Source organism: Leisingera coralii (assembly GCF_049056525.1).
Lineage (GTDB): Bacteria > Pseudomonadota > Alphaproteobacteria > Rhodobacterales > Rhodobacteraceae > Leisingera > Leisingera coralii.
This window is the reverse complement of the sequence record NZ_JBHUPT010000023.1, coordinates 79,338-98,979: the sequence shown is the minus strand read 5'-3', so window position 1 is coordinate 98,979 and position 19,642 is coordinate 79,338. Positions and strand designations below refer to the sequence as shown.

The following is a 19,642-nucleotide window of genomic DNA, read 5'->3' as shown; positions in this document are numbered from 1 at the left end:
AGCCCCGCAACAACGCTGAAATTCCGAAAGGGATTGAAAACCCGACCCGTTAAAATCGTAGCCATTCCGGCAAAATGGCGCCCCATTTCCGCCACGTTTACCAAGCATTAATAAGTGTAAATTCCGCTGCCAAAGCCGTGCTGACCTGTTCCAAAGCCGGCCGGGGTATTCAGGGGGTGTTTACATGAGCATGCGTCACAAGAATTCCACAGCGCTGAGCAATCCGCTCCTGCAGCGCGGCCTGTCCAAAGCGCAAAGTTTCCTGCGCGAAGAAGACGGCGTGCTGGCGAAGCCGATGATCGGAACATTCCTGGCCATGCTTGCGGTCGGCGGCATCGGGGTCGACCTGATGCGGATGGAGCGCGACCGCACCATGCTGCAATATACTCTGGACCGTGCGGCCCTGGCGGCGGCGGACCTGGATCAGCAGTTGTCGCCAGACACAGTGGTTTTGGACTACCTCACTAAATCAGGTCTGGAAGAATATTATCAGGCACCATGGTGGGAATCCGGCCTTGGCTTCAAGAAGGTCCAAGCGACGATCGACACTACCTTCCCGACCCATCTGCTGAAATTTGCCGGCGGCGACGACATGCCGCTTTACGCAACGTCGCGCGCCGAAGAGAGCATCGACGGGGTGGAAATCTCTCTGGTGCTGGATGTCTCTGGTTCAATGAATTCAAACAACCGCCTGACTAATCTGCAGATCGCGGCCAAGGAATTTGTCGACACCATGGTGGCCAATACCACCGACGGCAAGATGTCGATGTCGATCATTCCCTATGCGACCCAGGTGTCGGTTTCCGAGGATCTGATAAATCAGTACAACCTGGACCGTGTGCACGATTTCTCTAACTGCGTGAACTTCGACTCGTCTGACTTCAATACAACCAGCCTGTCGACAACCTCCTCGCTGGAACAGACAATGCACTTCACGCCATGGTCCAGCACGGATCGTCGCAGATACTCGAACCTCGTTTACTCACCTGTCTGCGTCGAGGCATCTGACAACTCCCGCGAAATCCTGCCGTTTCAAAAGGATGCTACTACGCTCAAGAGTTTCATCGATTCTCTTTGGGGCGGCGGAAACACGTCCATCGACATTGGCATGAAGTGGGGCACTACCCTGCTGGATCCGTCCGCACGGCCCGCTATCAGCGCCTTAACCACCGGTGTCGGCGCGCCTGTCCCCAGTGATTTTTCGGCCCGCCCGTCCGACTATTCGGATGCGGACACGGTGAAGGTTATTGTGCTGATGACGGATGGTCAGAACACCTCGCAATATTATGTTGAAAGCGACCACCGTGAGGGCTACTCCGATGTCTGGGCCTACCAGTCCACACCTGGCTCTTCCTCTGTGAAGTATTCGACCTACAACCCTGCCAACGGGAAGTACTGGCGAGACGGTTACAGCAGCTGGTACACAACCCCTTATGGCGATGGTGACGCCGAGCGGCTCACCTACACAGAGCTGTTTGCAAGAACCCCGCTCAAATACGTCTACTACTACCTGTACCGCGACTGGATGGGGACGTCATCCGCCAAGTCCACCTGGTACTATGGTGTCTACGATTACTACGGCAACTCGACCAAGAACGCCCGGACCCGCAGCATCTGCCAGGCGGCCAAGGACCAGGGCATCATCGTCTATACAATCGGCTTTGAGGCGCCCAGCGACGGTGTCGCGGTACTGCAGGACTGCGCCAGCTCCGACTCGCACTACTTCGATGTGGACGGGCTGGAGATCAGCGACGCCTTTGCCTCGATCGCAACTTCCATCCGCCAGCTGAGGCTGACCCAATGAGCCGCCGCGCCCTGCATATCCTGCGCCTTTTCCGCGCTCTTGAGGACGGCAACTCGACTGTCGAGTTCGCCATTGTCATCCCGGCCTTTATCATGATCCTGATGTCGACCGTGGAGCTGGGGCTGATCAACCTCCGCCACTCGCAACTCGAACGGGCATTGGATGAAACTGTCCGCGACATCCGCCTAACAACCGGCTCGGTGCAAGATCACAACGGCCTCAGGGACGATGTGTGTGAACGTTCTGGCTTCATTGACGAATGCGCAACATCGCTACGGCTGGAGATGGTCCAGGTCGACCCGTTCAACTGGTCACCAATTGATCCGGACCCCGACTGCGTGAACCGCATCGAAGATGTGCAGCCCGTCCGCAACTTCGTCAGCGGCCAATCCAACGAGCTGATGCTGATCCGCGCTTGCATGAAGTTCAACCCGGTTTTCCCGACCTGGGGTCTCGGCGGCAGCCTCTACAAGGACGCAGACGGCAGGATCAGCCTGATTGCGTCATCCGCATTTGTTCAGGAACCGAGGTAAGCCATGCTGACTGCCCTGACACGCAACCTTTCCCGCAATATCCTGCCGCGCAGGCTGAACGCCTTCCTTCGCGGAACAGATGGCAATGTTTCTATCGAATTCGCCTTATATGCGCCGCTACTGCTGGGCCTGTTTGCAGCCATCTACACATACTTCGACGCTTTCCGCCGGGACAGCGTCAACCTCAAAGCCGCCTATACCGTATCCGACATGATTTCGCGCGAAACCACGGCGATAAACGACGATTACCTCGACAGCATGTATGAAATGGCCAAACTGCTGATCCGCTCGGATTCACAGCTGGGCCTGCGCGTGTCGGTGGTTCACTGGGACGAGGGCGACTCCAAGTATTATGTCGACTGGTCGTCGGTCCGGGGCACGTCCAATACAATCTGGACTGATGCCACGATCAACAACGTCTCAAGCAAGCTGCCAACAATGCCGGATCAGGAGCGGGTCATTCTGGTTGAGACCTTCAACGAGATGGAACCGGCCTTCAATATCGGGCTGCCGACCCTGACGCTAGACAACTTCATCTTCACCCGCCCGCGTTTTGCGCCGCTGGTTGTTTTTGAAGGCACCGCGACCGGTTCGGGCAGCCATGACGATGGTGGTGAAGGCACCGACTGACACCCGCAACGGCCTTACTGGCCGCGCTGCACCAGCATCGCGGCCAGGATTTCCGACATCGCCTTGCCCTGCGACCCGGGCGTCACCCCGCCGATGCCAACCCGGCGGCCGGACCGCCACCACAGCCCCGGCATCCAGGTTCTGCCCCCGGGGGTGCCGGTGCGGATCAGAAAGCCGTTTGACGGCTTGAAGGCAAAGAAGCCGCGGTCGATGGCTTCGATATCCTCCACCCGCGCAATCAGCTGCCCGTCAGAGCAGCGCAGCTCCTCGGCGGTCAGCTCGATCCGGTGCACAGTGGCCTGCCACATCCGCACTGCCAGCCACAGCGCCGCTGCGCCCACCGCCAGCAGGAACACCAGCCAGGCCGGCGACGGCGGCGCCGAAAACGCCACATAAACCAGCAGGCCGCCGGTCAGGCCCAGCATCGCTGTCCCCATCACCCGGCGCGCGGCAGAGGCCTCGATCGTGGCCAGGATTTCGTTGCTCATCAGCTGCTCCCCTTACTGCTCAGCCGGGCATAAACCGGATTTGCAAAAGAAAACAGCCCCCGCCAAGGCAGGGGCTGAATGCAGCGCACCCCGGGGAGGCCTATTCCGCCGCAGCGCGGCGCACGGACACCTCATACCCCGGCTCTTCGGGCTCATCGTCAATCAGCTCCTGCGGGAAGCCTGGTGCTGTGACCGACAGGCCGGTGGCCTCCTCCAGACGCTCGATCATCCGGTCGGACTGCGCCCGCTCGCCATAGCGGCGCTGGCCGTCCTTCATCATCTCGATCATCAACGGCGACAGCTCCAGCGGCACGTTGTGGCGGTCGGCCAGGGTCTGGAACAGGCCGATATCCTTCATCACCAGATCCATGGTGAAACTGACATCGCGCGAGCCGGACAGGATCAGCTGGCTCTCGGTCTCATGCACAAACGAGTTGCCCGAGGACATCGCAATCGCCTCATAGGTCATGCCCATGTCCATGCCGCAGGCCTTCATCACCGTCAGCGCCTCGCACAGCGACAGCAGGTTGATGTTGGCCAGGTAGTTGGTCATCACCTTCAGCAGGCTGGAGTTGCCGATCTCGCCCACATGCAGGATGCGGCGGCCCATGGTGGTCAGGATGGGCAGGATCCGGTCGAAGGTTTCCCGCTCGCAGCCCGCATAGATCGAGATATTGCCGGTGTCGGCCCGGTGGCAGCCGCCGGAAACCGGGCAGTCGACCGGCGCACCGCCGCGCTCTGCCACCAGGGCGCCCAGGCGTTTCACCTCTTCCACGTCGGTGGTGGACATCTCCATCCAGATCTTGCCCGGCTGCACATGCGGCAGCATCTCGCTGACAACCGCATCCGAGGCCGCCGGGCTCGGCAGGCAAGTGATCACCGCATCGCAGTCCTGCATCATCTGCGCCGGGCTGCCGCCCGCCTTGGCACCGCGGGCGACGAATTTCCCGACCAGCGCCGCATCCAGATCATGCACAGCCACGTCCAGCCCGTTGCGCACCAGGCTGCCCGCCAGCTTGCCGCCGACGTTGCCGAGGCCGATGAAGCCGATCTTCATATCCGTTTTCATGTCCCGCTTCTCCTCCCGGGGGTATCGTCTGCGATATGGCTAGCTTGACCTCACCCAAAACAAAAACGAATAATAACGCGTCCTGACCCCTGAATTTTTTGCAGCACAAATGTCCGATCTGCCCAATCTCGTCTGGCTGCGCGCCTTTGAGGCCGCCGCCCGCCTGCAAAGCTTCACCGCCGCCGCCGAGGAGCTGGGGCTGACCCAGGCCGCGGTCAGCCACCAGGTGCGCAGCTTGGAAAAGAGCTTTGGCATCACCCTGTTCCTGCGCCGGGCGCGGCATCTGGAGCTGACCCAGCTGGGCCACGCCTACTACCCTTCAGTGGCGCAGGCGCTGACGGATATTGCCTATTCCACCCGCGGCCTGCTTGGCCACGCGCAGACCCGGACCGTGACCCTGCGGGCGCCGGTTTCAACCGCGGTGCTGTGGGTGGCGCCGCGGCTGGGGGCGTTTCACAGCGCCCACCCGCATATCCGCATCCGGCTGATCTCTGCGGTCTGGGCCGACAGCACCCAGGACGAAGACGTGGATATCGACCTGCGGCTCGGCCCTTCCGGCTGGTTCGACCGCCGTGCGCACCTCTTGTCCACTGAAAGCGTAATACCCGTGGCGCAGCCGCAACTGGCAGCAAAGCTGCACTCAATTGACCAGCTGTTCGGCCAGACCCTGATCCACATCCACGGCTACCAGGACCACTGGCTGCGGCTGTCGGAGCAGGAGGGCGTGCCGCTCAAGGACCGCACCGCGCCGCTCTACGTGGATACCTCGCTTGCGGCGATTGAGATGGCGGCCTCCGGCGCCGGGGTTGCGATGCTGATGCGCCGCTACGCTGAGCTGCCGCTGTCGCAAGGCCGGCTGGCGCAGGTTCTGGACGCCGAAATCCCCATGGGCCAGGGCCACTACCTGATGCCCGCCGCCGGGGAGGCCCCGAACAGCGCCGAGACCGCCCTGGTGCGGGACTGGATCGTGTCGCTGTTCACCTGAGGCACTGCCGGCCCTTGCCGGGTCCGGGATTGGCCGCTAGCGTCCGCCCATGCCCTGGCCCCAGAACACCCCGCCCCAGCGCGACGGCGATGCCGCCGCAGGGATCGACGTCACCGGCGATTTCGAGCGGTTCTCGCAGCGCAACGACATCTTCACCCGCGCCTTCTGGGACGAGCGGGTGAAGTCCAAACACACCGCCAAGTTCTTTGCCTCCTACCGGATGGAAGCCGCCCCGCGGCGCGGCGACGGCTTCACCCAGCGTGACTTTGCCCTGCGCAACGCGGCTTGGCTGATCTCAGACGTGGTCTCCTCCCGCCGGGCGCAGGAAGGCATCCGCGAGGGGTTCCAGGCCGCCATCCGCCCCGGCACGCCGGTGGCCAAGGAAGCGCTGGAGATCGGCGATCCAGCCAAGATGTCCGCCGAGGTGAAACGCATCGCCAGGTTCTTCGGCGCCGATCTCTGCGGTATCACCGATCTGGACGAACGCTGGCTCTATACCGCGCGGGTCGATGCCCGCGACATGTCCGAGGCCCCGCATGATCTGCCGGAGGGGCTGACTAGCGTGATCGTGCTCGGCCACGAGATGGACAAGGAGCTGGTCGCCACCTACCCCTCCGCGCTGGCAGGCGCCGCTACGGGGCGGGAGTACAGCCACGAGGCCTCCATCGTGATGCAGCTGGCCGCCTATATCCGCAACCTGGGCTATGAGGCGGTGCCGTCGATGAACGACACCGGCCTGGTGATCCCCTATGCGGTCAAGGCGGGGCTGGGCGAATACGCCCGCAACCAGATGGTGATCACCCCGGAATTCGGGCCGCGCCTCAGGTTTTCCAAGATCTTCACCAGCCTGCCGCTGGCCCATGACGCCCCGCAACCGCTGGGGGTGAAGGCGTTCTGCGATATCTGCACCAAATGCGCCGATGCCTGCCCGGTGAAGGCGCTGCCCTACGGGCCGCCCTCAACGGAAACCGCCAATGTCTCGGCGATCAAGGGGGTCAGGAAATGGACCTCGGATGCCGAGAAATGCTTCTCCTTTTGGGCCAAGATGGCCTCTGACTGCGCCATTTGCATGCGGGTCTGCCCGTTCAACCGCGACTATTCCAAACGGCGCAACCGGCTGTGGCTGAAGCTGGCACTTGGCCCGCTGCGCAAGCTGGCGCTGCGGCTGGCAGGAAAACACGGGCAGCGGCGCAAACCGTCAGAGTGGTGGAACGAAGCCTGAAATCATTGCCCGGGCCGCTTGCGGCCCTTTGTCGAATTCCCAGACAGCGCTCACTCCAGCGCAACCGCAAACACCTCCTCCGGTGCCTGCAGCCCTTTCAGCCGCTGCTCTCCCAGAGACCGCCCCTCCAGCCCCGCCCGCTGCCGGAACTCCGACGACACCAGCAGCGGTTCATCCCTGGCGCCGCACAGCTCCGCCACCCGCGCCGCCAGGTTCACGTCGCGGCCGATCACCGTGTAATCCAGCCGCATCCCCGACCCCACGTTGCCAAACGCCACCTCGCCGAAGTGCAGCGCGGTGCCAACCTCGAATTGCGGCGGGTCAGAACGGGCGGCGACCCGCGCCAGGCCTTCACGCGCCGCGGCAAGCGCCTGGGCACAGATCCGCGCCCCGTCCTCTTCGGCGCGGAACACCGCCAGGATGCCATCGCCGATCAGTTTCAGCACCTCGCCGCCCGCGGCCTCCACCGGCGGCACGATGCAGTCGTAATAGGCATTGAGCAGGCCGGTCGCCTGTTCCGCGCTCATGCCTGCGGTCAGTTCGGTAAAGCGGCGCATGTCGGCAAACAGGATGGCGGAGCGGATCCGCATCACCTCGCCCCGGTGTACATCGCCCGACATAATCCGCCGCTGCGGCTCCTCGCCGACGTAGATCCGCAGCACTTCCTTCATGGTGCGGGCGGTGGAGAGAACCTCCTGGCAGGCGGCCAGTGCCGGAAACACCGCACGCAGAAAGCGGATGTCTTCGTCAGAGAACCCTTCCGCTGACTGGGTGGCAAAACTGAAGATGCCCGCCGTGCCGATCCCCATGAACACCGGCGCCATGATGTAGTGAGTGTATCCCTCCGCCTTCAGGTCCGGGACGATGCCATAGCGGCCGTCCGGCGTGTCCGGCAGCCACAGGATCACCCATTCGCCGGTACGGTGCACATCGGCAGCCGGCGAGCGGGCATAGCCGTCGCCGCTGTCCTCGTTGAACGGGAACAATTCGCTGCGGGTGCCCTTGCCGTGCTCCCAGAAGCGGGCGCTGGCCACCGCCTCGGCATGCAGCAGCTGCACGATGGAGGCGGCCCGCTGCAGCGGCACCCCCACCGCCCGGATCATATCGCACATCTTCTCCAGCACCTGATCCGGATCCGCGGCGGAGCGCCCCTCCTCCAGCATGTAGGAGATCAGCCGCAAGGCGCCCAGCAGGCGGTCCGGCGGCAGCTGCAGCAGGGGATCGGGAGCTTGTGTCATCTGCTCAGGCTACCCCGCAGGGCCTGCACCCGGCAACGGCAATGCTCCCGCCCGTCCTTGGTGCCTGCGGCACCGCGTCCCGTTGGGCCGGGCAGCCCTGCGGGCTGCGGGGGCATCTGTTCACCTGCGCACAGCCCCCGTGTCCGGCAACAGGTTTCAGGGTGGCGCGCACATCCTATCTTAGCCGCAGTCAACGTTTACAGGAGGCATTGAGATGTCCCTCAGACCCATTCTCGAAACCCGCGCCGCCCAGCCCCATACCGAGGGCGCCGGCGTCAAGCTGCACCGTGCTTTCGGCTTTCAGGACCCGTCGGAGCTGGACCCGTTCCTGCTGTTCGACGACTTCCGCAACGAGAACCCGGAGGACTACCTGCGCGGCTTCCCCTGGCACCCGCACCGCGGCATCGAAACCATCACCTATGTGCTGGCCGGCTCCGTGGAACATGGCGACTCGCTGGGCAACGCCGGCACCCTCGGGGCGGGCGACGTGCAGTGGATGACCGCCGGGTCGGGCATCCTGCATCAGGAGATGCCCTCGGGCAACGCCAGGGGCCAGATGCACGGCTTCCAGCTGTGGGGCAACCTGCCCGCCAGCCAGAAGATGACCACGCCGCGCTACCAGGACGTGAAGGGCACCGACATCCCCGAGATCATCGACGATGACGGCACCCGCGTGAAGGTGATCGCCGGCGACTTCTGGGGCAAGCGCGGCCTGGTGGACGGCATTGCCGCCGACCCGCAGTACCTGGACGTCTACGTCCCGGCGGGCGTCAAAAAGACCCTGCCGGTCGACACCTACCGCCGGGCGTTCGCCTATGTGTTCGAAGGCGAGGGTGCCTTTGCCGATGCCTCAGCGCCGCAAGGGGTGCTGCTGGAGAAGGAGGTCGCAGGACAGGAGGTCAACATCCGCGACCTGTCCGGCGACCGCACCCTGATCCGCTTTGGCACCGGCGACGGGATCACCGTGCAGGCAGGCCCCGAAGGCGTACGCTTCCTGCTGATCTCCGGCGCGCCGATCAATGAGCCGGTAGCCTGGCACGGGCCGATCGTCATGAATACCCAGGCCGAACTGCACCAGGCTTTCCGCGACCTGCGCAACGGGACCTTCATCAAACCCGCGCACTGACCGGCCGCGGGCCGCCAATCGGGCCCGTGATGTGATATACTCCCTCCGTCCAACGATCAGATGGGGGGAGACATGATCATCCGGGTGTTCCGCGCCACCGTCCGCGACGACAAGATCAGAGAATTCAAGGACTTCCTGACCAACACCGCCGTGCCGCACGTGCGCCGCCAGCCGGGGCTGGTCTCGGTCACGGCCGGCCTGCCGCGGCCGGATTCGCCGGCCACCTTCTGCGTGGTGATGGTGTGGGAGAGCATCGAAGCCCTGCAGGCCTTCGCCGGCGAGGACTGGGAGCAGCCTCACGTGCTGCCGGAAGAGGACCCGATGGTGCTGAGCCGCCAGATCGACCACTACGACATGATCGGCCTGCTGAGCTGAAACCCGCCCCCTTGCGAGCCTCAGCCGTCCGCGCACCAGCTGTAGACAGTCTCCCCGCCCGCAGGCTGCGGCGTGAAACCCGCCTTCTCCAGCACCCGGGCCGAGGCCGCGTTCTCCTGCATGACACCGCCGCTCAGGCAAATGCCGCTGCCGCTGAAATGCGCCTGCAACCCGCTGAGGAGTTCGCTCGCCAGCCCCTGGCCCCAGGCAGCCTCGGCTAACAGATAGCCCAGGTTGCGGGTTTTGCTGCCGTCCTCCGGGTACGACAGGATCAGCAGCCCGATGCCCTGCCCCTCCGCCGCGCGCAATCCAATCACCTCAGCCTGCTGCGCCACCGCTGCCAGGAAGTCCCGCCGCGCCTGATCGCTGCCCTGCGCCTGGAAGCCCTCCGGCAGCCATTGCACCACCTCCGGCGCAAACAGCCCTGCCAGATCCGCTGCCGTCAGATCCTGCCATCGCCCCGCGCGCAGGCGGCTGGTCTGCAGCTCCAGCAGGCTCATGCGCTGACCGCCTTCTGCACCATGTCCCAATAGACCCGCTCCACCTCATCCAGCGAGAGCCGCCCTTCGGAGCGGTACCAGGTGTTGACCCCGTTCAGCATCGCAATCACCGCCAGCGTTGCGATCTTGGTGTCGGCGATGGAGAACACCCCCTGCTCCACACCTTCCTTCAGGATCCCCTCCACCCCGTTTTCATAGTCGCGGCGCAGCGATTCGATGACGGTGAAGTTTTCCTCCGTCAGGTTGCGCAGCTCCATGTAGGCGATGAACACCGCATCCGGGCGTTCCAGGTGAAAGCGGATGTGGAACCCGGTGAAGGCCCGCAGCCGCTCCATCGCCCCTGCCGCCCGCGGCACCGCGTCCCAGGCGGCCTGCAGCTCTTCCATGTGGCTGGACATCAGGCTGAACAGCAGGCTCTGCTTGTCCGGCGTGTAATTGTACAGCGCCCCGGCCTGCACTCCGACCTCCTTGGCGATCTGGCGCATCGACACGGCGGCATAGCCATGCTGGGCAAACAGCCGCAAAGCCGCCTCGCGGATGCGGGGGCCGGTGATATCGGAATGGGAACCTTGGGTGCGTGCCATGCCCGCAACAATAACTGAACAAGTGTTCATATAAAAGAGCGAATGCAGCCGCCGTCCTCTGTAACCGCAGCGGCCGGCAAAGCCAACGCCCCGCTGCGGCGGGAAATCAATTGTACCGGCGCGCCGGAGCCCCTAGAACCGGCAAAGCGGAACAAGGGGTTTAGGCAATGCAGACGTGGGCACGGATCACTTTCCTCCTGGCTTTGGCAGGTGCTGCCGCCTGCACCCGGGTGCCCGAGCTGGAGGACCGGCTGACCCCCGACTTGCGCAACGCGGGCTACCCCAGGCTGCTGCCGCTGGATGACGCGCTGGAGCCGCTGGAGCCGCCGCAGCAGGCCGGCGAAGAGCTGCAGGAAGAGCTCGATGCCCGCAGCGCCCGGCTGCAGCGCCGCGCCGAAGCGGTGAAAAACGCCGAATTCTGACCGCTTCCCGGCATTCTCCTCTGCTTCTCCCCGCTGCATGCGGCAGCGGCGTTGCACGCTCGCGCCGAACCCGATAAGGCGGGGCTGAGCATTTCGGAATAAAGGACCTCCAGCTATGACAGAACCGCTTCGTCTTGGGATTGCAGGTTTGGGCACGGTTGGCATCGGCGTGGTGAAGATCATCCGCCGCCATGCTGCGCTGCTGGAGGCACGGACCGGGCGCCCTGTGGTGATCTCCGCGGTATCGGCCCGCAACGCCAACAAGAACCGCGGCGTCTCGCTGAGCGACTACGCCTGGGAAACCGACCCTGTGGCGCTGGCCGTGCGCGACGACGTGGATGTGTTCGTCGAGCTGATGGGCGGCCATGACGGCGCCGCCAAGGCCGCGACCGAGGCCGCGCTGGCCGCGGGCAAGGATGTGGTCACCGCCAACAAGGCGCTGCTGGCGATCCACGGCCAGGCGCTGGCGGAACAGGCCGAGGCCGCAGGCCGGGTGATCCGCTTCGAGGCCGCCGTCGCCGGCGGCATCCCGGTGATCAAATCGCTGACCGAAGGCCTGGCGGGCAATGAAATCACCCGCGTCATGGGTGTGATGAACGGCACCTGCAACTACATCCTGACCCAGATGCAGGCCACCGAGCAGGGCTACAACGCGCTGTTCGAGGAATGCGGCCGCCTGGGCTATCTGGAGGCCGACCCGAACCTGGACGTGGGCGGCATCGACGCGGGCCACAAGCTGGCGCTCCTGGCCTCCATCGCCTTCGGCACCAAACCCGACTTTGACAGCGTGCAGCTGGAAGGCATCCAGCGCATCCAGCTGGAAGACATCCACGCCGCCGCCGACATGGGCTACCGCATCAAGCTTCTGGGGGTGGCGCAGCGCTCTCCCCGCGGGCTGGAGCAGCGGATGTCGCCCTGCCTGGTGCCCGCCGACTCGCCGCTGGGCCAGCTGGAAGGCGGCACCAACATGGTGGTGATCGAGGGCGACTCGATCGAACAGGTGGTGCTGCGCGGCCCCGGTGCCGGCGAAGGCCCGACCGCCAGCGCGGTGATGGGCGATGTGCTGGACCTGGCCCGCGGCCTGCGGATTTCCACCTTCGGCCAGCCGGCCGAAACCCTGCAGGAGGCCCCCGCCGCCCAGACCGGCCTGCCCGCGCCCTTCTACCTGCGCATGGGGCTGCTGGACAAACCCGGCGCGCTGGCCAAGGTGGCGGCAATCCTGGGCGAAGCCGGCGTCTCCATCGACCGGATGCGCCAGTACGGCCACTCCGCGCCGGTTGCACCGGTGCTGATCGTCACCCACAAATGCACCCGCGCCACGCTGGACGCAGCCCTCGAAGGCCTCACCACCACCGATGTGGTCGACGGCACCCCCGTCGCCCTGCGCATCGAAGAGGTCTGAACCGTCCGCAACCGCAGAAAACGGCCAGTTTGCGCGCCACGGCGGGGTTTTCCCGCCGCGGCAAGCGCTATCGCCCCTTGCGACCCGGCCCCGGCCCGCGCTATTCGGCTTGAAACGCCCATTCACATCTTTCCCGTTGAGACAGGATTTCCGGTATGACCTCGAACACCTCTGACGCGCCCTTTTATGACCGCATGCTGTCGCTGGGCCTCGCCCGCGTTGCCGAGCAGGCCGCTCTGGCCTCTGCCTCGCTGATCGGCCGCGGCGACGAAAAGGCCGCCGATCAGGCCGCCGTGAACGCCATGCGCGAGCAGCTGAACCTGCTGGACATCGCCGGCGTGGTGGTGATCGGCGAAGGCGAGCGCGACGAGGCCCCGATGCTCTACATCGGCGAGGAAGTCGGCACCGGCAACGGCCCCGGCGTCGACATCGCGCTCGATCCGCTGGAAGGCACCACCCTGACCGCCAAGGACATGCCCAACGCGCTGACCGTGATTGCCATGGGCCCGCGCGGCTCGATGCTGCACGCGCCGGACACCTACATGGACAAGCTGGCCATCGGCCCGGGCTTTGCCGACGGCGTGGTGTCGCTGGACATGTCCCCGCGCGAACGTGTCGAGGCCCTGGCCAAGGCCAAGGGCTGCGCGCCCTCGGATATCACCGTCTGCATCCTGGAGCGCCCGCGCCACGAAGCGATGATTGCGGAAGTGCGCGAAACCGGCGCCTCGATCCGCCTGATCACCGACGGCGACGTGGCCGGCGTCATGCACTGCGCCGAATCCGAAGTGACCGGCATCGACATGTACATGGGCCAGGGCGGCGCCCCGGAAGGCGTGCTGGCAGCCGCTGCGCTGAAATGCATGGGCGGCCAGATCTTCGGCCGGCTGCTGTTCCGCAACGAGGACGAAAAAGGCCGCGCTGCCAAGGCGGGCATCACCGACCTGGACCGCATCTATTCCCGCGACGAGATGGTCACCCAGGACGTGATCTTTGCCGCCACCGGCGTGACCGGCGGCTCGCTGCTGCCGCGCATCAAGCGCGAACCCGGCTGGGTTGAGACTACCACCCTGCTGATGCGTTCCAAGACCGGCTCGGTGCGCCGCATGTCCTACCGCACGCCGGTGGCGCCGCATCAGATGTAAGCCGGTCCTCCGCGGGCGGGAAGCGGCTTGCGCCGCTGCCTCCGGCGGGAGTATTTGAAGAAAGATGAAAGGGCCGGATCCGCATTGGGTCCGGCCTTTGCGCATGGGGGCAGAAGATGAGCTTTTTGGGTGTTGAGCAGTCCTTGAGCGGGCGCCGCTGGGTCGGGCCCGGCGTGGAGGTGGACCGGGCGTCGGAGATGATGGCGCAGCAGACCGGCCTGCCCCGTTCGGTCTGCCAGGTGCTGGCCCGCAGGGGCGTTCCGGCGATGGAGGCCAAGGGATTCCTGGAGCCGAAGCTGAAGGAGCTGCTGCCCGACCCGCGCGAGATGAAAGATATGGAAGCCGCCGCCGCCCGCTTCCTGCAGGCGGTGCGGCTGAAGCAGCGGATTGCGGTCTTTGCCGATTATGACGTCGACGGAGGCAGCTCCGCCGCGCTGCTGCTGGTCTGGCTGCGCCAGATGGGGCTGGAGGCGACGCTCTATATCCCCGACCGCATCGACGAGGGTTATGGCCCCAATGTGCCCGCCATGCAGGAGCTGGCCGCGGCTCACGACCTGATCATCTGCGTCGACTGCGGCACCCTCAGCCATGAGCCGATCGCCGCCGCCAAGGGCGCCGATGTGATCGTGCTGGACCACCACCTGGGCGGCGAGACGCTGCCGGAGTGCGTCGCTGTGGTGAACCCCAACCGGCAGGACGAAAGCGGCGACCTGGGCTATTTCTGCGCCGCCGGCGTGGTGTTCCTGATGCTGGTCGAGGCCGGGCGGCAGATGCGCGAAGCAGGCGCAAAGGGTCCGGACCTGATGGCGCTGCTGGATCTGGTGGCACTGGCCACCGTCGCCGACGTGGCCCCCCTGATCGGCGCCAACCGGGCGCTGGTGCGCCAGGGGCTGAAGGTCATGGCGGCGCGCAAACGCCCCGGGCTGGTGGCGCTGTCCGACGTCAGCCGCATGGATTCGGCGCCCTCCACCTATCACCTCGGCTTTCTGCTGGGGCCGCGGGTCAATGCCGGCGGCCGGATCGGCAAGGCAGACCTGGGCGCAAGGCTGTTGTCCACCGGCAACCCGCATGAGGCCGCCGCCCTGGCCGAACGGCTGGATCAGCTGAACACCGAACGCCGCGACATCGAAAACGCGGTGCGCGCCGCGGCGCTGGACCAGGCCGAGGCACGCGGGCTGGATGCCCCCCTTGTCTGGGCCGCCGGCGAGGGCTGGCACCCTGGCGTCGTGGGCATCGTTGCCTCCCGCCTGAAAGAATCCGCCAACCGGCCCGCGATTGTCATCGGCTTTGACGGGGAAGAGGGGAAGGGATCGGGGCGTTCGGTCTCCGGCGTCGACCTTGGCGCCTCGATCCAGCGGCTGGCGGCTGAGGGCCTGCTGGTCAAGGGCGGCGGCCACAAGATGGCAGCGGGCCTCACCGTGATGCGGCACAAGCTGGAACCGGCCATGGAGCGGCTGACCGAGCTGCTGGCCAAACAGGGCGCAGGCCAGGGCGGCCCAGCGGATCTGAAACTGGACGGCGCCCTGATGCCCGGCGCCGCCACGGTGGACCTGATCGGACAGATCGAACAGGCAGGCCCCTTTGGCGCCGGCGCCCCTGCCCCGCGCTATGCGCTGCCCGACCTGCAGGTGCGCTTTGCCAAGAAGATCGGCGAAAGCCACCTGAAACTGTCGCTCAGCGACGGTATGGGCGGCGGCGTGGATGCGATCTGCTTTGGCGCTTTCGACACTGCCCTTGGCCCGCGGCTGCTGGAGCACGGCGGCGCCCGCTTCCATTTTGCCGGACGGCTGGAAATAAACACCTGGGGCGGCCGCCAAAGCCCCCAGCTGCGCCTGGAGGACGCCGCCGAAGCGTGAGAATTCAAGCACTTGCAGCCTGTGGATAAGAAAATGCGCGAATGCGTATTTTTCCTCTTGCGGGTTCCAGCGCTTATAACTAAATACCCGCTCACGCACAGAGTGGCCCGTTCGTCTATCGGTTAGGACGCCAGGTTTTCAACCTGGAAAGAGGGGTTCGATTCCCCTACGGGCTGCCACTTCCCCCGCCAGAGACAGACAGTCGAGACGCGCTAACAGCGCGATTTTTTGCGTTTGTTTTCAGCGACTTACCCCAGCAAAACAGCGCGCAAAAAATCTTCGCATTTCTGCAAAAACCCTCTTGCGCCCACCCGGCGCAATCAGTAAACACCGCCTCACGCACAGAGTGGCCCGTTCGTCTATCGGTTAGGACGCCAGGTTTTCAACCTGGAAAGAGGGGTTCGATTCCCCTACGGGCTGCCACTTCCCCCGCCAGAGACAGACAGTCGAGACGCGCTAACAGCGCGATTTTTTGCGTTTGTTTTCAGCGACTTACCCCAGCAAAACAGCGCGCAAAAAATCTTCGCATTTCTGCAAAAACCCTCTTGCGCCCACCCGGCGCAATCAGTAAACACCGCCTCACGCACAGAGTGGCCCGTTCGTCTATCGGTTAGGACGCCAGGTTTTCAACCTGGAAAGAGGGGTTCGATTCCCCTACGGGCTGCCACTTCCCCCGCCAGAGACAGACAGTCGAGACGCGCTAACAGCGCGATTTTTTGCGTTTGTTTTCAGCGACTTACCCCAGCAAAACAGCGCGCAAAAAATCTTCGCATTTCTGCAAAAACCCTCTTGCGCCCACCCGGCGCAATCAGTAAACACCGCCTCACAGACAGAGTGGCCCGTTCGTCTATCGGTTAGGACGCCAGGTTTTCAACCTGGAAAGAGGGGTTCGATTCCCCTACGGGCTGCCACTTCTTCCTCCCCAGAAACAGCATTTCTTTTGAGCTTCCGGCAAGGAAGTATCGCGCGCTATTTGCGCGGCGCCTCCCGCTGCGGCGGCGCTTCTGGCGTTCAACCCGGACCAGGATGGCCGCGCCCTATCGCCGCTTGAGGCCGAACTGTTGAGCAGAATTGCCGGGAAGCGCCGCACCGGAGCCGCGTTCTCCGCGAACCCTTCGCTGCCTGCCACCTGCTCTTGCACTGCCGCTGAAGACGGAAATGGCGGCGCAGTAGAAGCCACCGCACCCGGGGGGGGACGGCGGAGCAGGCCGTGCAGGCGCGATGTCGCTCTGGCCGGTGCGGCAAGCGCAGGCGTGCCGGCCGCAGAACGCAGGACAGGCGCCGCGGTCACCGCGGGCTGAAGCGCGGGTGCGGCGGCAGAAGGTTCTTCCGGTGATACCGGGATGTTCAGGTCCGGCGGGCGGGGCAAAAGCGCGGCCTGCTGCACCAGAGCAGAGGAGGCAGCCGTGAGCGTGACCTGTCCGGTCAGCATCATCTTCGGCGTCAGCTCATACTGAGCGGAGACATCCGCGGCGGCGGGGTCCGGCAGTTCGGCAGCCGCGAAAGAGCCAAAGGACTGGGCATCCCAGTTGCCTGCCACATGCCGCGCATCGGTTGCGGCAGACCCGGGCCCATTGAAAGTCTGCAGGGCAGCGCCCAGCAGCAGCTCATGCTCCGGGCGGCGGATCCCGTCCGGGCCGTTGGCTTCGGCGCCGTCAACCAGGATCAGCGTGCGATTTGCTTCGGCACCGCGGATGCGGACCTGGTAAAGCTGTTGCCGGAGCCGTTCAACATCAGGCCAGGGACCGAACGCAGCGCGTCCTGAACCGTGGTGATACCGCGGCCTTCGATCTCTTCGCTGGCCAGGACCGGGACGGAGCGGCCGTATTTCCGGGCCTCGGCCGGGGTACCCCCCGGAAACGATGATCTCTCCCAGATCGGCGGCCTCTTCCTCCAGGGCGGTTGCGATTGCAGGGCCGCGGCCAGGGACAGGCTTGCTTTGCGTATTTTCCATTCCTCCCGCCAGCACAGCAAGCACAGGCCAAGCGGCGGCCCATGCCGGGCAGCATGTTCAATTTTCTTGGTCTTTGGCAGGCGTTGCCCCCCGCAGACGGTGAAGACTGCCCCCGCTGCGGAAGTCCGTTGTCCTTGGCGCGCCCCGCACCCGGACAGGCGGATCATTCCTGGCAGGTCTCCTGACTCGCGGGCCGGGGTTTTGCCGCGCCTTCCCGCCCCTTGGAACAGCGGCCTGTTGCAGCATTGCTCTCCGCTCACAGTTGCGGGGGCAGTCACGGGTTCGGCGCCTGCTGGCAACACCTCACCGTGTTCCTTTTTAACCGGGGGTCTCCCAGCCGGACCAGAACCGGCGGCAATCGGGCAAATCTGCTGAAGTCTGTCAGGCTGGTTAAAGACCGCACACGGCAGCCCGAACCGCCTGCACCCTCCGCGCCAGCACAGAAAGGCGCTTAACGTCAGCCACTTTCAGCACCAGCGCCCCCCCTGAAAAGAAACTTGGATCTGGCAGCCCCCCAGCGGGGCATCCGCTTCCCCCTCTTGAAGAAGCCGCCGCGGTCTGCCGGCCCTGAACCCCGGCCAGTCTTCCGCTGTGGTCCAGTCTGGCCTGCTGCAACCCCGCCGGTCAGGAAGCGGAGCCGCTGGCCTTTTGCTGCGGCGTATCCGCACCGCTGCCGCAAGCGCCTGTGCCCGCGTCGTCCTTCTCCATGCCTTCACGGTAGAAGCAGTGCTGCGCCCGCCCGGCGCGTTTGGCCGCATAAAGCGCCAGATCCGCCTGGTTCAGCAGCTGCTGCGCATCCGGGACCTTCTGCCAGGTCGACAGGGTGGTGCCGGCGCTGGCGGAGATCCGGCAGGTCTGGGCGCCAAAGGGGATCGGCTCCTCCAGCTGCTGGATCAGGCGCTTGGCAATGGCCGCCAGCCGCGCCGTGTCCAGCACGCCTTCGAGGATCATCACAAACTCGTCGCCGCCCACCCGGACCACCGTGTCCGACTGGCGGGTGCATTCCACCATGATCCGCGCCGCATGCTGCAGCACCGCATCGCCGGCCGCATGGCCGAGCGTGTCATTCACCTGCTTGAAGAAGTCCAGATCCAGATGCATCAGCGCAAACTCGCGGCCGCTGGCAATCAGCCGACCCAGCACGTGATCCATCGCCCGGCGGTTCTTGAGCCCGGTCAATGTATCGGTAAAGGCCTGTTCCTCGGCGGCGATCTTGGCCCCCTGCAGACGCAGGTTGAGCTGGCGCGACGCCTCCATCGCGGCGGATTTCGCCTCCACCAGATAGAGCATTTCGATGGTCAGATCGGTGGGCGAGAAATCGGCGCTGGTCAGGTCATAGTCGCGCACCGCCTCCAGCACGGAAATCCCGAAGGACAGGTTGATGAACGCGCCCTCGCCGTCCGGCAGCGGCGAACAAACCCCCTTCAGCCCGGTTTGCGGCGCGTCGCGGAACTGCAGGTGCAGCTTGCTGCCGGAAGTGCGCAACAGATCCTCCACCGAGCGCACCGACCGCGGCCGGGACAGGTCGAAAACCCGGAAGAACCGCCGCCCCTCCCAGTTCAGCTGCGGGCGCAGCTTCTTCAGGGTAGGCCCGGCAGAGACAATACGCCCCTTGGCATCGACAATCGCGTACATCGGGCAGACAACACCTGCCATCTGCGTCAGCTGCTGGAGTGACATCATAGCGAATGCGCTCCCAAATCGAACTCGCGCCCGGCGGCAAACTTGGTTTCCACCAGGGTAATGGAAATCACCTCGGCACCGTCCTGGGTGCCGCTGTGGTCCAGGAACACAAGATCGCCGTAATCATCGGCCATCGCCCGCAGAACGCCCATCAGCACATAGGCATAACCCGGCAGCCCCGGCTGGCAGACCAGTTCGAACTGCTGCGGCGCCTGCTCCACCAGTTCCAGCCCGGGCAGGTGCAGGTCCGAGACCGCCAGCCGCGCCCGGTCCGGCAGGTCGTCCAGCGAGTGCAGGAATTCCACGTAGTTCACGCCGCCAAAGCGCAGCAGCCGCCGCAGCGCCTCCACCTGCGGGTTGGACACCAGGAACGTGCCCATGTCCTCCAGCATTTCCGGCAGGGGGCGCGCCAGGATCTTTTCCATCGCCGTCAGCATCCGGCCCGATTGCTCATCGGTGTAAAACAGCATTGCTTCGAACTCGGTAAACCCGAGCCCGGCCTCTTCCATAACCTCTTCCCAGCGGTCCGCCCCGTAGGTACTGGTCACAAAAGCCTGAATCGCCCTGTTGATCAGACCGTGCATGCAATGGCCCCTCTTTGCCTATGCTGCAGTCTTGACGCCTGCTGG

At 64.9% G+C, this 19,642-nt stretch carries 19 protein-coding genes, 4 tRNA genes and 1 riboswitch; of the genes, 15 read left to right on the top strand and 8 right to left on the bottom strand.

Annotated features, from left to right (window positions below):
* Positions 1–184 precede the first annotated feature (184 nt).
* From ACFMBG_RS09730 to ACFMBG_RS09720, 3 genes are read left to right on the top strand one after another with little or no spacing between them, the layout of a single operon-like run.
* Positions 185–1,804 carry a pilus assembly protein TadG-related protein gene (locus ACFMBG_RS09730; protein ID WP_421054499.1) on the top strand — a complete coding sequence of 540 codons (1,620 nt, stop codon included), beginning with the start codon at positions 185–187 and terminating at the stop codon, positions 1,802–1,804.
* Positions 1,801–2,337 (top strand): TadE/TadG family type IV pilus assembly protein, encoded by a 537-nt coding sequence (locus tag ACFMBG_RS09725; protein ID WP_421054498.1) that lies wholly within the window; start codon positions 1,801–1,803, stop codon positions 2,335–2,337. Before ACFMBG_RS09730 ends, ACFMBG_RS09725 begins: the two co-directional genes overlap by 4 nt.
* Before the next feature lie 3 nt (positions 2,338–2,340).
* Entirely contained in the window at positions 2,341–2,967 is a 627-nt protein-coding gene (locus ACFMBG_RS09720; protein WP_421054497.1) for a TadE/TadG family type IV pilus assembly protein, read from the top strand.
* 14 nt (positions 2,968–2,981) lie between these two features.
* Here ACFMBG_RS09720 and ACFMBG_RS09715 read toward each other — a convergent pair whose 3' ends face one another.
* Together ACFMBG_RS09715 and ACFMBG_RS09710 are read right to left on the bottom strand one after the other, a co-directional pair.
* Positions 2,982–3,455, bottom strand: a complete 474-nt coding sequence (locus ACFMBG_RS09715; RefSeq protein WP_421054496.1) for a hypothetical protein — start codon at positions 3,453–3,455, stop codon at positions 2,982–2,984.
* A gap of 100 nt (positions 3,456–3,555) precedes the next feature.
* Positions 3,556–4,512 carry an NAD(P)-dependent oxidoreductase gene (locus tag ACFMBG_RS09710; protein ID WP_421054519.1) on the bottom strand — a complete coding sequence of 319 codons (957 nt, stop codon included), beginning with the start codon at positions 4,510–4,512 and terminating at the stop codon, positions 3,556–3,558.
* A 121-nt stretch (positions 4,513–4,633) separates the two neighbouring features.
* Here ACFMBG_RS09710 and ACFMBG_RS09705 point away from each other — a divergent pair, with 121 nt between their 5' ends.
* Together ACFMBG_RS09705 and ACFMBG_RS09700 are read left to right on the top strand one after the other, a co-directional pair.
* Positions 4,634–5,509: a LysR substrate-binding domain-containing protein gene (locus ACFMBG_RS09705; RefSeq protein ID WP_421054495.1), complete on the top strand. Its 876-nt coding sequence runs from the start codon at positions 4,634–4,636 to the stop codon at positions 5,507–5,509.
* Positions 5,510–5,558: 49 nt separating this feature from the next.
* Positions 5,559–6,731, top strand: coding sequence for a 4Fe-4S double cluster binding domain-containing protein (locus ACFMBG_RS09700; protein WP_421054494.1), 1,173 nt, complete (start codon positions 5,559–5,561; stop codon positions 6,729–6,731).
* 50 nt (positions 6,732–6,781) lie between these two features.
* Here the strand turns inward: ACFMBG_RS09700 and ACFMBG_RS09695 are convergent, their stop codons facing one another.
* Positions 6,782–7,969: an adenylate/guanylate cyclase domain-containing protein gene (locus tag ACFMBG_RS09695; RefSeq protein WP_421054493.1), complete on the bottom strand. Its 1,188-nt coding sequence runs from the start codon at positions 7,967–7,969 to the stop codon at positions 6,782–6,784.
* A 214-nt stretch (positions 7,970–8,183) separates the two neighbouring features.
* On the opposite strand from ACFMBG_RS09695, the gene ACFMBG_RS09690 reads away from it, so the two are divergent.
* Positions 8,184–9,095 (top strand): pirin family protein, encoded by a 912-nt coding sequence (locus ACFMBG_RS09690; RefSeq protein ID WP_421054492.1) that lies wholly within the window; start codon positions 8,184–8,186, stop codon positions 9,093–9,095.
* Positions 9,096–9,155: 60 nt separating this feature from the next.
* The gene (locus ACFMBG_RS09685; protein WP_421054491.1) at positions 9,156–9,470 is read left to right on the top strand and encodes an antibiotic biosynthesis monooxygenase family protein; all 315 of its coding nucleotides are present in this window, start codon (positions 9,156–9,158) and stop codon (positions 9,468–9,470) included.
* A 20-nt stretch (positions 9,471–9,490) separates the two neighbouring features.
* On the opposite strand, the gene ACFMBG_RS09680 is transcribed toward ACFMBG_RS09685, so the two are convergent.
* Both ACFMBG_RS09680 and ACFMBG_RS09675 read right to left on the bottom strand, forming a co-directional pair.
* A complete protein-coding gene (locus tag ACFMBG_RS09680) occupies positions 9,491–9,970 on the bottom strand; it encodes a GNAT family N-acetyltransferase (RefSeq protein WP_421054490.1) in 480 nt (159 codons plus the stop codon).
* Entirely contained in the window at positions 9,967–10,554 is a 588-nt protein-coding gene (locus ACFMBG_RS09675) for a TetR/AcrR family transcriptional regulator (RefSeq protein WP_421054489.1), read from the bottom strand. Before ACFMBG_RS09675 ends, ACFMBG_RS09680 begins: the two co-directional genes overlap by 4 nt.
* Positions 10,555–10,721: 167 nt before the next feature.
* Here ACFMBG_RS09675 and ACFMBG_RS09670 point away from each other — a divergent pair, with 167 nt between their 5' ends.
* The 8 genes from ACFMBG_RS09670 to ACFMBG_RS09635 all read left to right on the top strand — a co-directional run bounded on the left by ACFMBG_RS09670 (position 10,722) and on the right by ACFMBG_RS09635 (position 16,287).
* On the top strand, positions 10,722–10,976 hold the full coding sequence (locus tag ACFMBG_RS09670) for a hypothetical protein (RefSeq protein WP_421054488.1): 255 nt from the start codon (positions 10,722–10,724) through the stop codon (positions 10,974–10,976).
* Positions 10,977–11,091: 115 nt separating this feature from the next.
* Positions 11,092–12,378, top strand: coding sequence for a homoserine dehydrogenase (locus ACFMBG_RS09665; protein WP_421054487.1), 1,287 nt, complete (start codon positions 11,092–11,094; stop codon positions 12,376–12,378).
* 155 nt (positions 12,379–12,533) lie between these two features.
* Positions 12,534–13,520, top strand: a complete 987-nt coding sequence (gene glpX, locus ACFMBG_RS09660; protein WP_421054486.1) for a class II fructose-bisphosphatase — start codon at positions 12,534–12,536, stop codon at positions 13,518–13,520.
* A gap of 116 nt (positions 13,521–13,636) precedes the next feature.
* A complete protein-coding gene (recJ, locus tag ACFMBG_RS09655) occupies positions 13,637–15,376 on the top strand; it encodes a single-stranded-DNA-specific exonuclease RecJ (protein WP_421054485.1) in 1,740 nt (579 codons plus the stop codon).
* A 104-nt stretch (positions 15,377–15,480) separates the two neighbouring features.
* A tRNA-Glu gene (locus tag ACFMBG_RS09650) sits at positions 15,481–15,555 on the top strand.
* Positions 15,556–15,724: 169 nt separating this feature from the next.
* Positions 15,725–15,799, top strand: a tRNA-Glu gene (locus ACFMBG_RS09645).
* A gap of 169 nt (positions 15,800–15,968) precedes the next feature.
* Positions 15,969–16,043, top strand: a tRNA-Glu gene (locus tag ACFMBG_RS09640).
* Between the two features lie 169 nt (positions 16,044–16,212).
* A tRNA-Glu gene (locus ACFMBG_RS09635) sits at positions 16,213–16,287 on the top strand.
* Positions 16,288–17,041: 754 nt separating this feature from the next.
* On the opposite strand, the gene ACFMBG_RS09630 is transcribed toward ACFMBG_RS09635, so the two are convergent.
* The 3 genes from ACFMBG_RS09630 to ACFMBG_RS09620 all read right to left on the bottom strand — a co-directional run bounded on the left by ACFMBG_RS09630 (position 17,042) and on the right by ACFMBG_RS09620 (position 19,597).
* Positions 17,042–17,497, bottom strand: a complete 456-nt coding sequence (locus ACFMBG_RS09630) for a hypothetical protein (RefSeq protein WP_421054484.1) — start codon at positions 17,495–17,497, stop codon at positions 17,042–17,044.
* Positions 17,485–17,692: riboswitch (cobalamin riboswitch) on the bottom strand. (Overlaps the previous gene by 13 nt.)
* A gap of 262 nt (positions 17,693–17,954) precedes the next feature.
* On the bottom strand, positions 17,955–19,013 hold the full coding sequence (locus tag ACFMBG_RS09625; RefSeq protein WP_421054483.1) for a diguanylate cyclase domain-containing protein: 1,059 nt from the start codon (positions 19,011–19,013) through the stop codon (positions 17,955–17,957).
* A complete protein-coding gene (locus ACFMBG_RS09620; RefSeq protein ID WP_421054482.1) occupies positions 19,010–19,597 on the bottom strand; it encodes a heme NO-binding domain-containing protein in 588 nt (195 codons plus the stop codon). Before ACFMBG_RS09620 ends, ACFMBG_RS09625 begins: the two co-directional genes overlap by 4 nt.
* Positions 19,598–19,642: the final 45 nt, after the last annotated feature.

What these genes read in the sequence shown, in the direction of transcription:
- ACFMBG_RS09730 (WP_421054499.1), top strand. Translation starts at nt 185, where the DNA reads ATGAGCATGCGTCACAAGAATTCCACAGCGCTGAGCAATCCGCTCCTG.
- ACFMBG_RS09725 (WP_421054498.1), top strand. Translation starts at nt 1,801, where the DNA reads ATGAGCCGCCGCGCCCTGCATATCCTGCGCCTTTTCCGCGCTCTTGAG.
- ACFMBG_RS09720 (WP_421054497.1), top strand. Translation starts at nt 2,341, where the DNA reads ATGCTGACTGCCCTGACACGCAACCTTTCCCGCAATATCCTGCCGCGC.
- ACFMBG_RS09715 (WP_421054496.1), bottom strand. Translation starts at nt 3,455, where the DNA reads ATGAGCAACGAAATCCTGGCCACGATCGAGGCCTCTGCCGCGCGCCGG.
- ACFMBG_RS09710 (WP_421054519.1), bottom strand. Translation starts at nt 4,512, where the DNA reads ATGAAGATCGGCTTCATCGGCCTCGGCAACGTCGGCGGCAAGCTGGCG.
- ACFMBG_RS09705 (WP_421054495.1), top strand. Translation starts at nt 4,634, where the DNA reads ATGTCCGATCTGCCCAATCTCGTCTGGCTGCGCGCCTTTGAGGCCGCC.
- ACFMBG_RS09700 (WP_421054494.1), top strand. Translation starts at nt 5,559, where the DNA reads ATGCCCTGGCCCCAGAACACCCCGCCCCAGCGCGACGGCGATGCCGCC.
- ACFMBG_RS09695 (WP_421054493.1), bottom strand. Translation starts at nt 7,969, where the DNA reads ATGACACAAGCTCCCGATCCCCTGCTGCAGCTGCCGCCGGACCGCCTG.
- ACFMBG_RS09690 (WP_421054492.1), top strand. Translation starts at nt 8,184, where the DNA reads ATGTCCCTCAGACCCATTCTCGAAACCCGCGCCGCCCAGCCCCATACC.
- ACFMBG_RS09685 (WP_421054491.1), top strand. Translation starts at nt 9,156, where the DNA reads ATGGGGGGAGACATGATCATCCGGGTGTTCCGCGCCACCGTCCGCGAC.
- ACFMBG_RS09680 (WP_421054490.1), bottom strand. Translation starts at nt 9,970, where the DNA reads ATGAGCCTGCTGGAGCTGCAGACCAGCCGCCTGCGCGCGGGGCGATGG.
- ACFMBG_RS09675 (WP_421054489.1), bottom strand. Translation starts at nt 10,554, where the DNA reads ATGGCACGCACCCAAGGTTCCCATTCCGATATCACCGGCCCCCGCATC.
- ACFMBG_RS09670 (WP_421054488.1), top strand. Translation starts at nt 10,722, where the DNA reads ATGCAGACGTGGGCACGGATCACTTTCCTCCTGGCTTTGGCAGGTGCT.
- ACFMBG_RS09665 (WP_421054487.1), top strand. Translation starts at nt 11,092, where the DNA reads ATGACAGAACCGCTTCGTCTTGGGATTGCAGGTTTGGGCACGGTTGGC.
- glpX (WP_421054486.1), top strand. Translation starts at nt 12,534, where the DNA reads ATGACCTCGAACACCTCTGACGCGCCCTTTTATGACCGCATGCTGTCG.
- recJ (WP_421054485.1), top strand. Translation starts at nt 13,637, where the DNA reads ATGAGCTTTTTGGGTGTTGAGCAGTCCTTGAGCGGGCGCCGCTGGGTC.
- ACFMBG_RS09630 (WP_421054484.1), bottom strand. Translation starts at nt 17,497, where the DNA reads ATGATCCGCCTGTCCGGGTGCGGGGCGCGCCAAGGACAACGGACTTCC.
- ACFMBG_RS09625 (WP_421054483.1), bottom strand. Translation starts at nt 19,013, where the DNA reads ATGATGTCACTCCAGCAGCTGACGCAGATGGCAGGTGTTGTCTGCCCG.
- ACFMBG_RS09620 (WP_421054482.1), bottom strand. Translation starts at nt 19,597, where the DNA reads ATGCACGGTCTGATCAACAGGGCGATTCAGGCTTTTGTGACCAGTACC.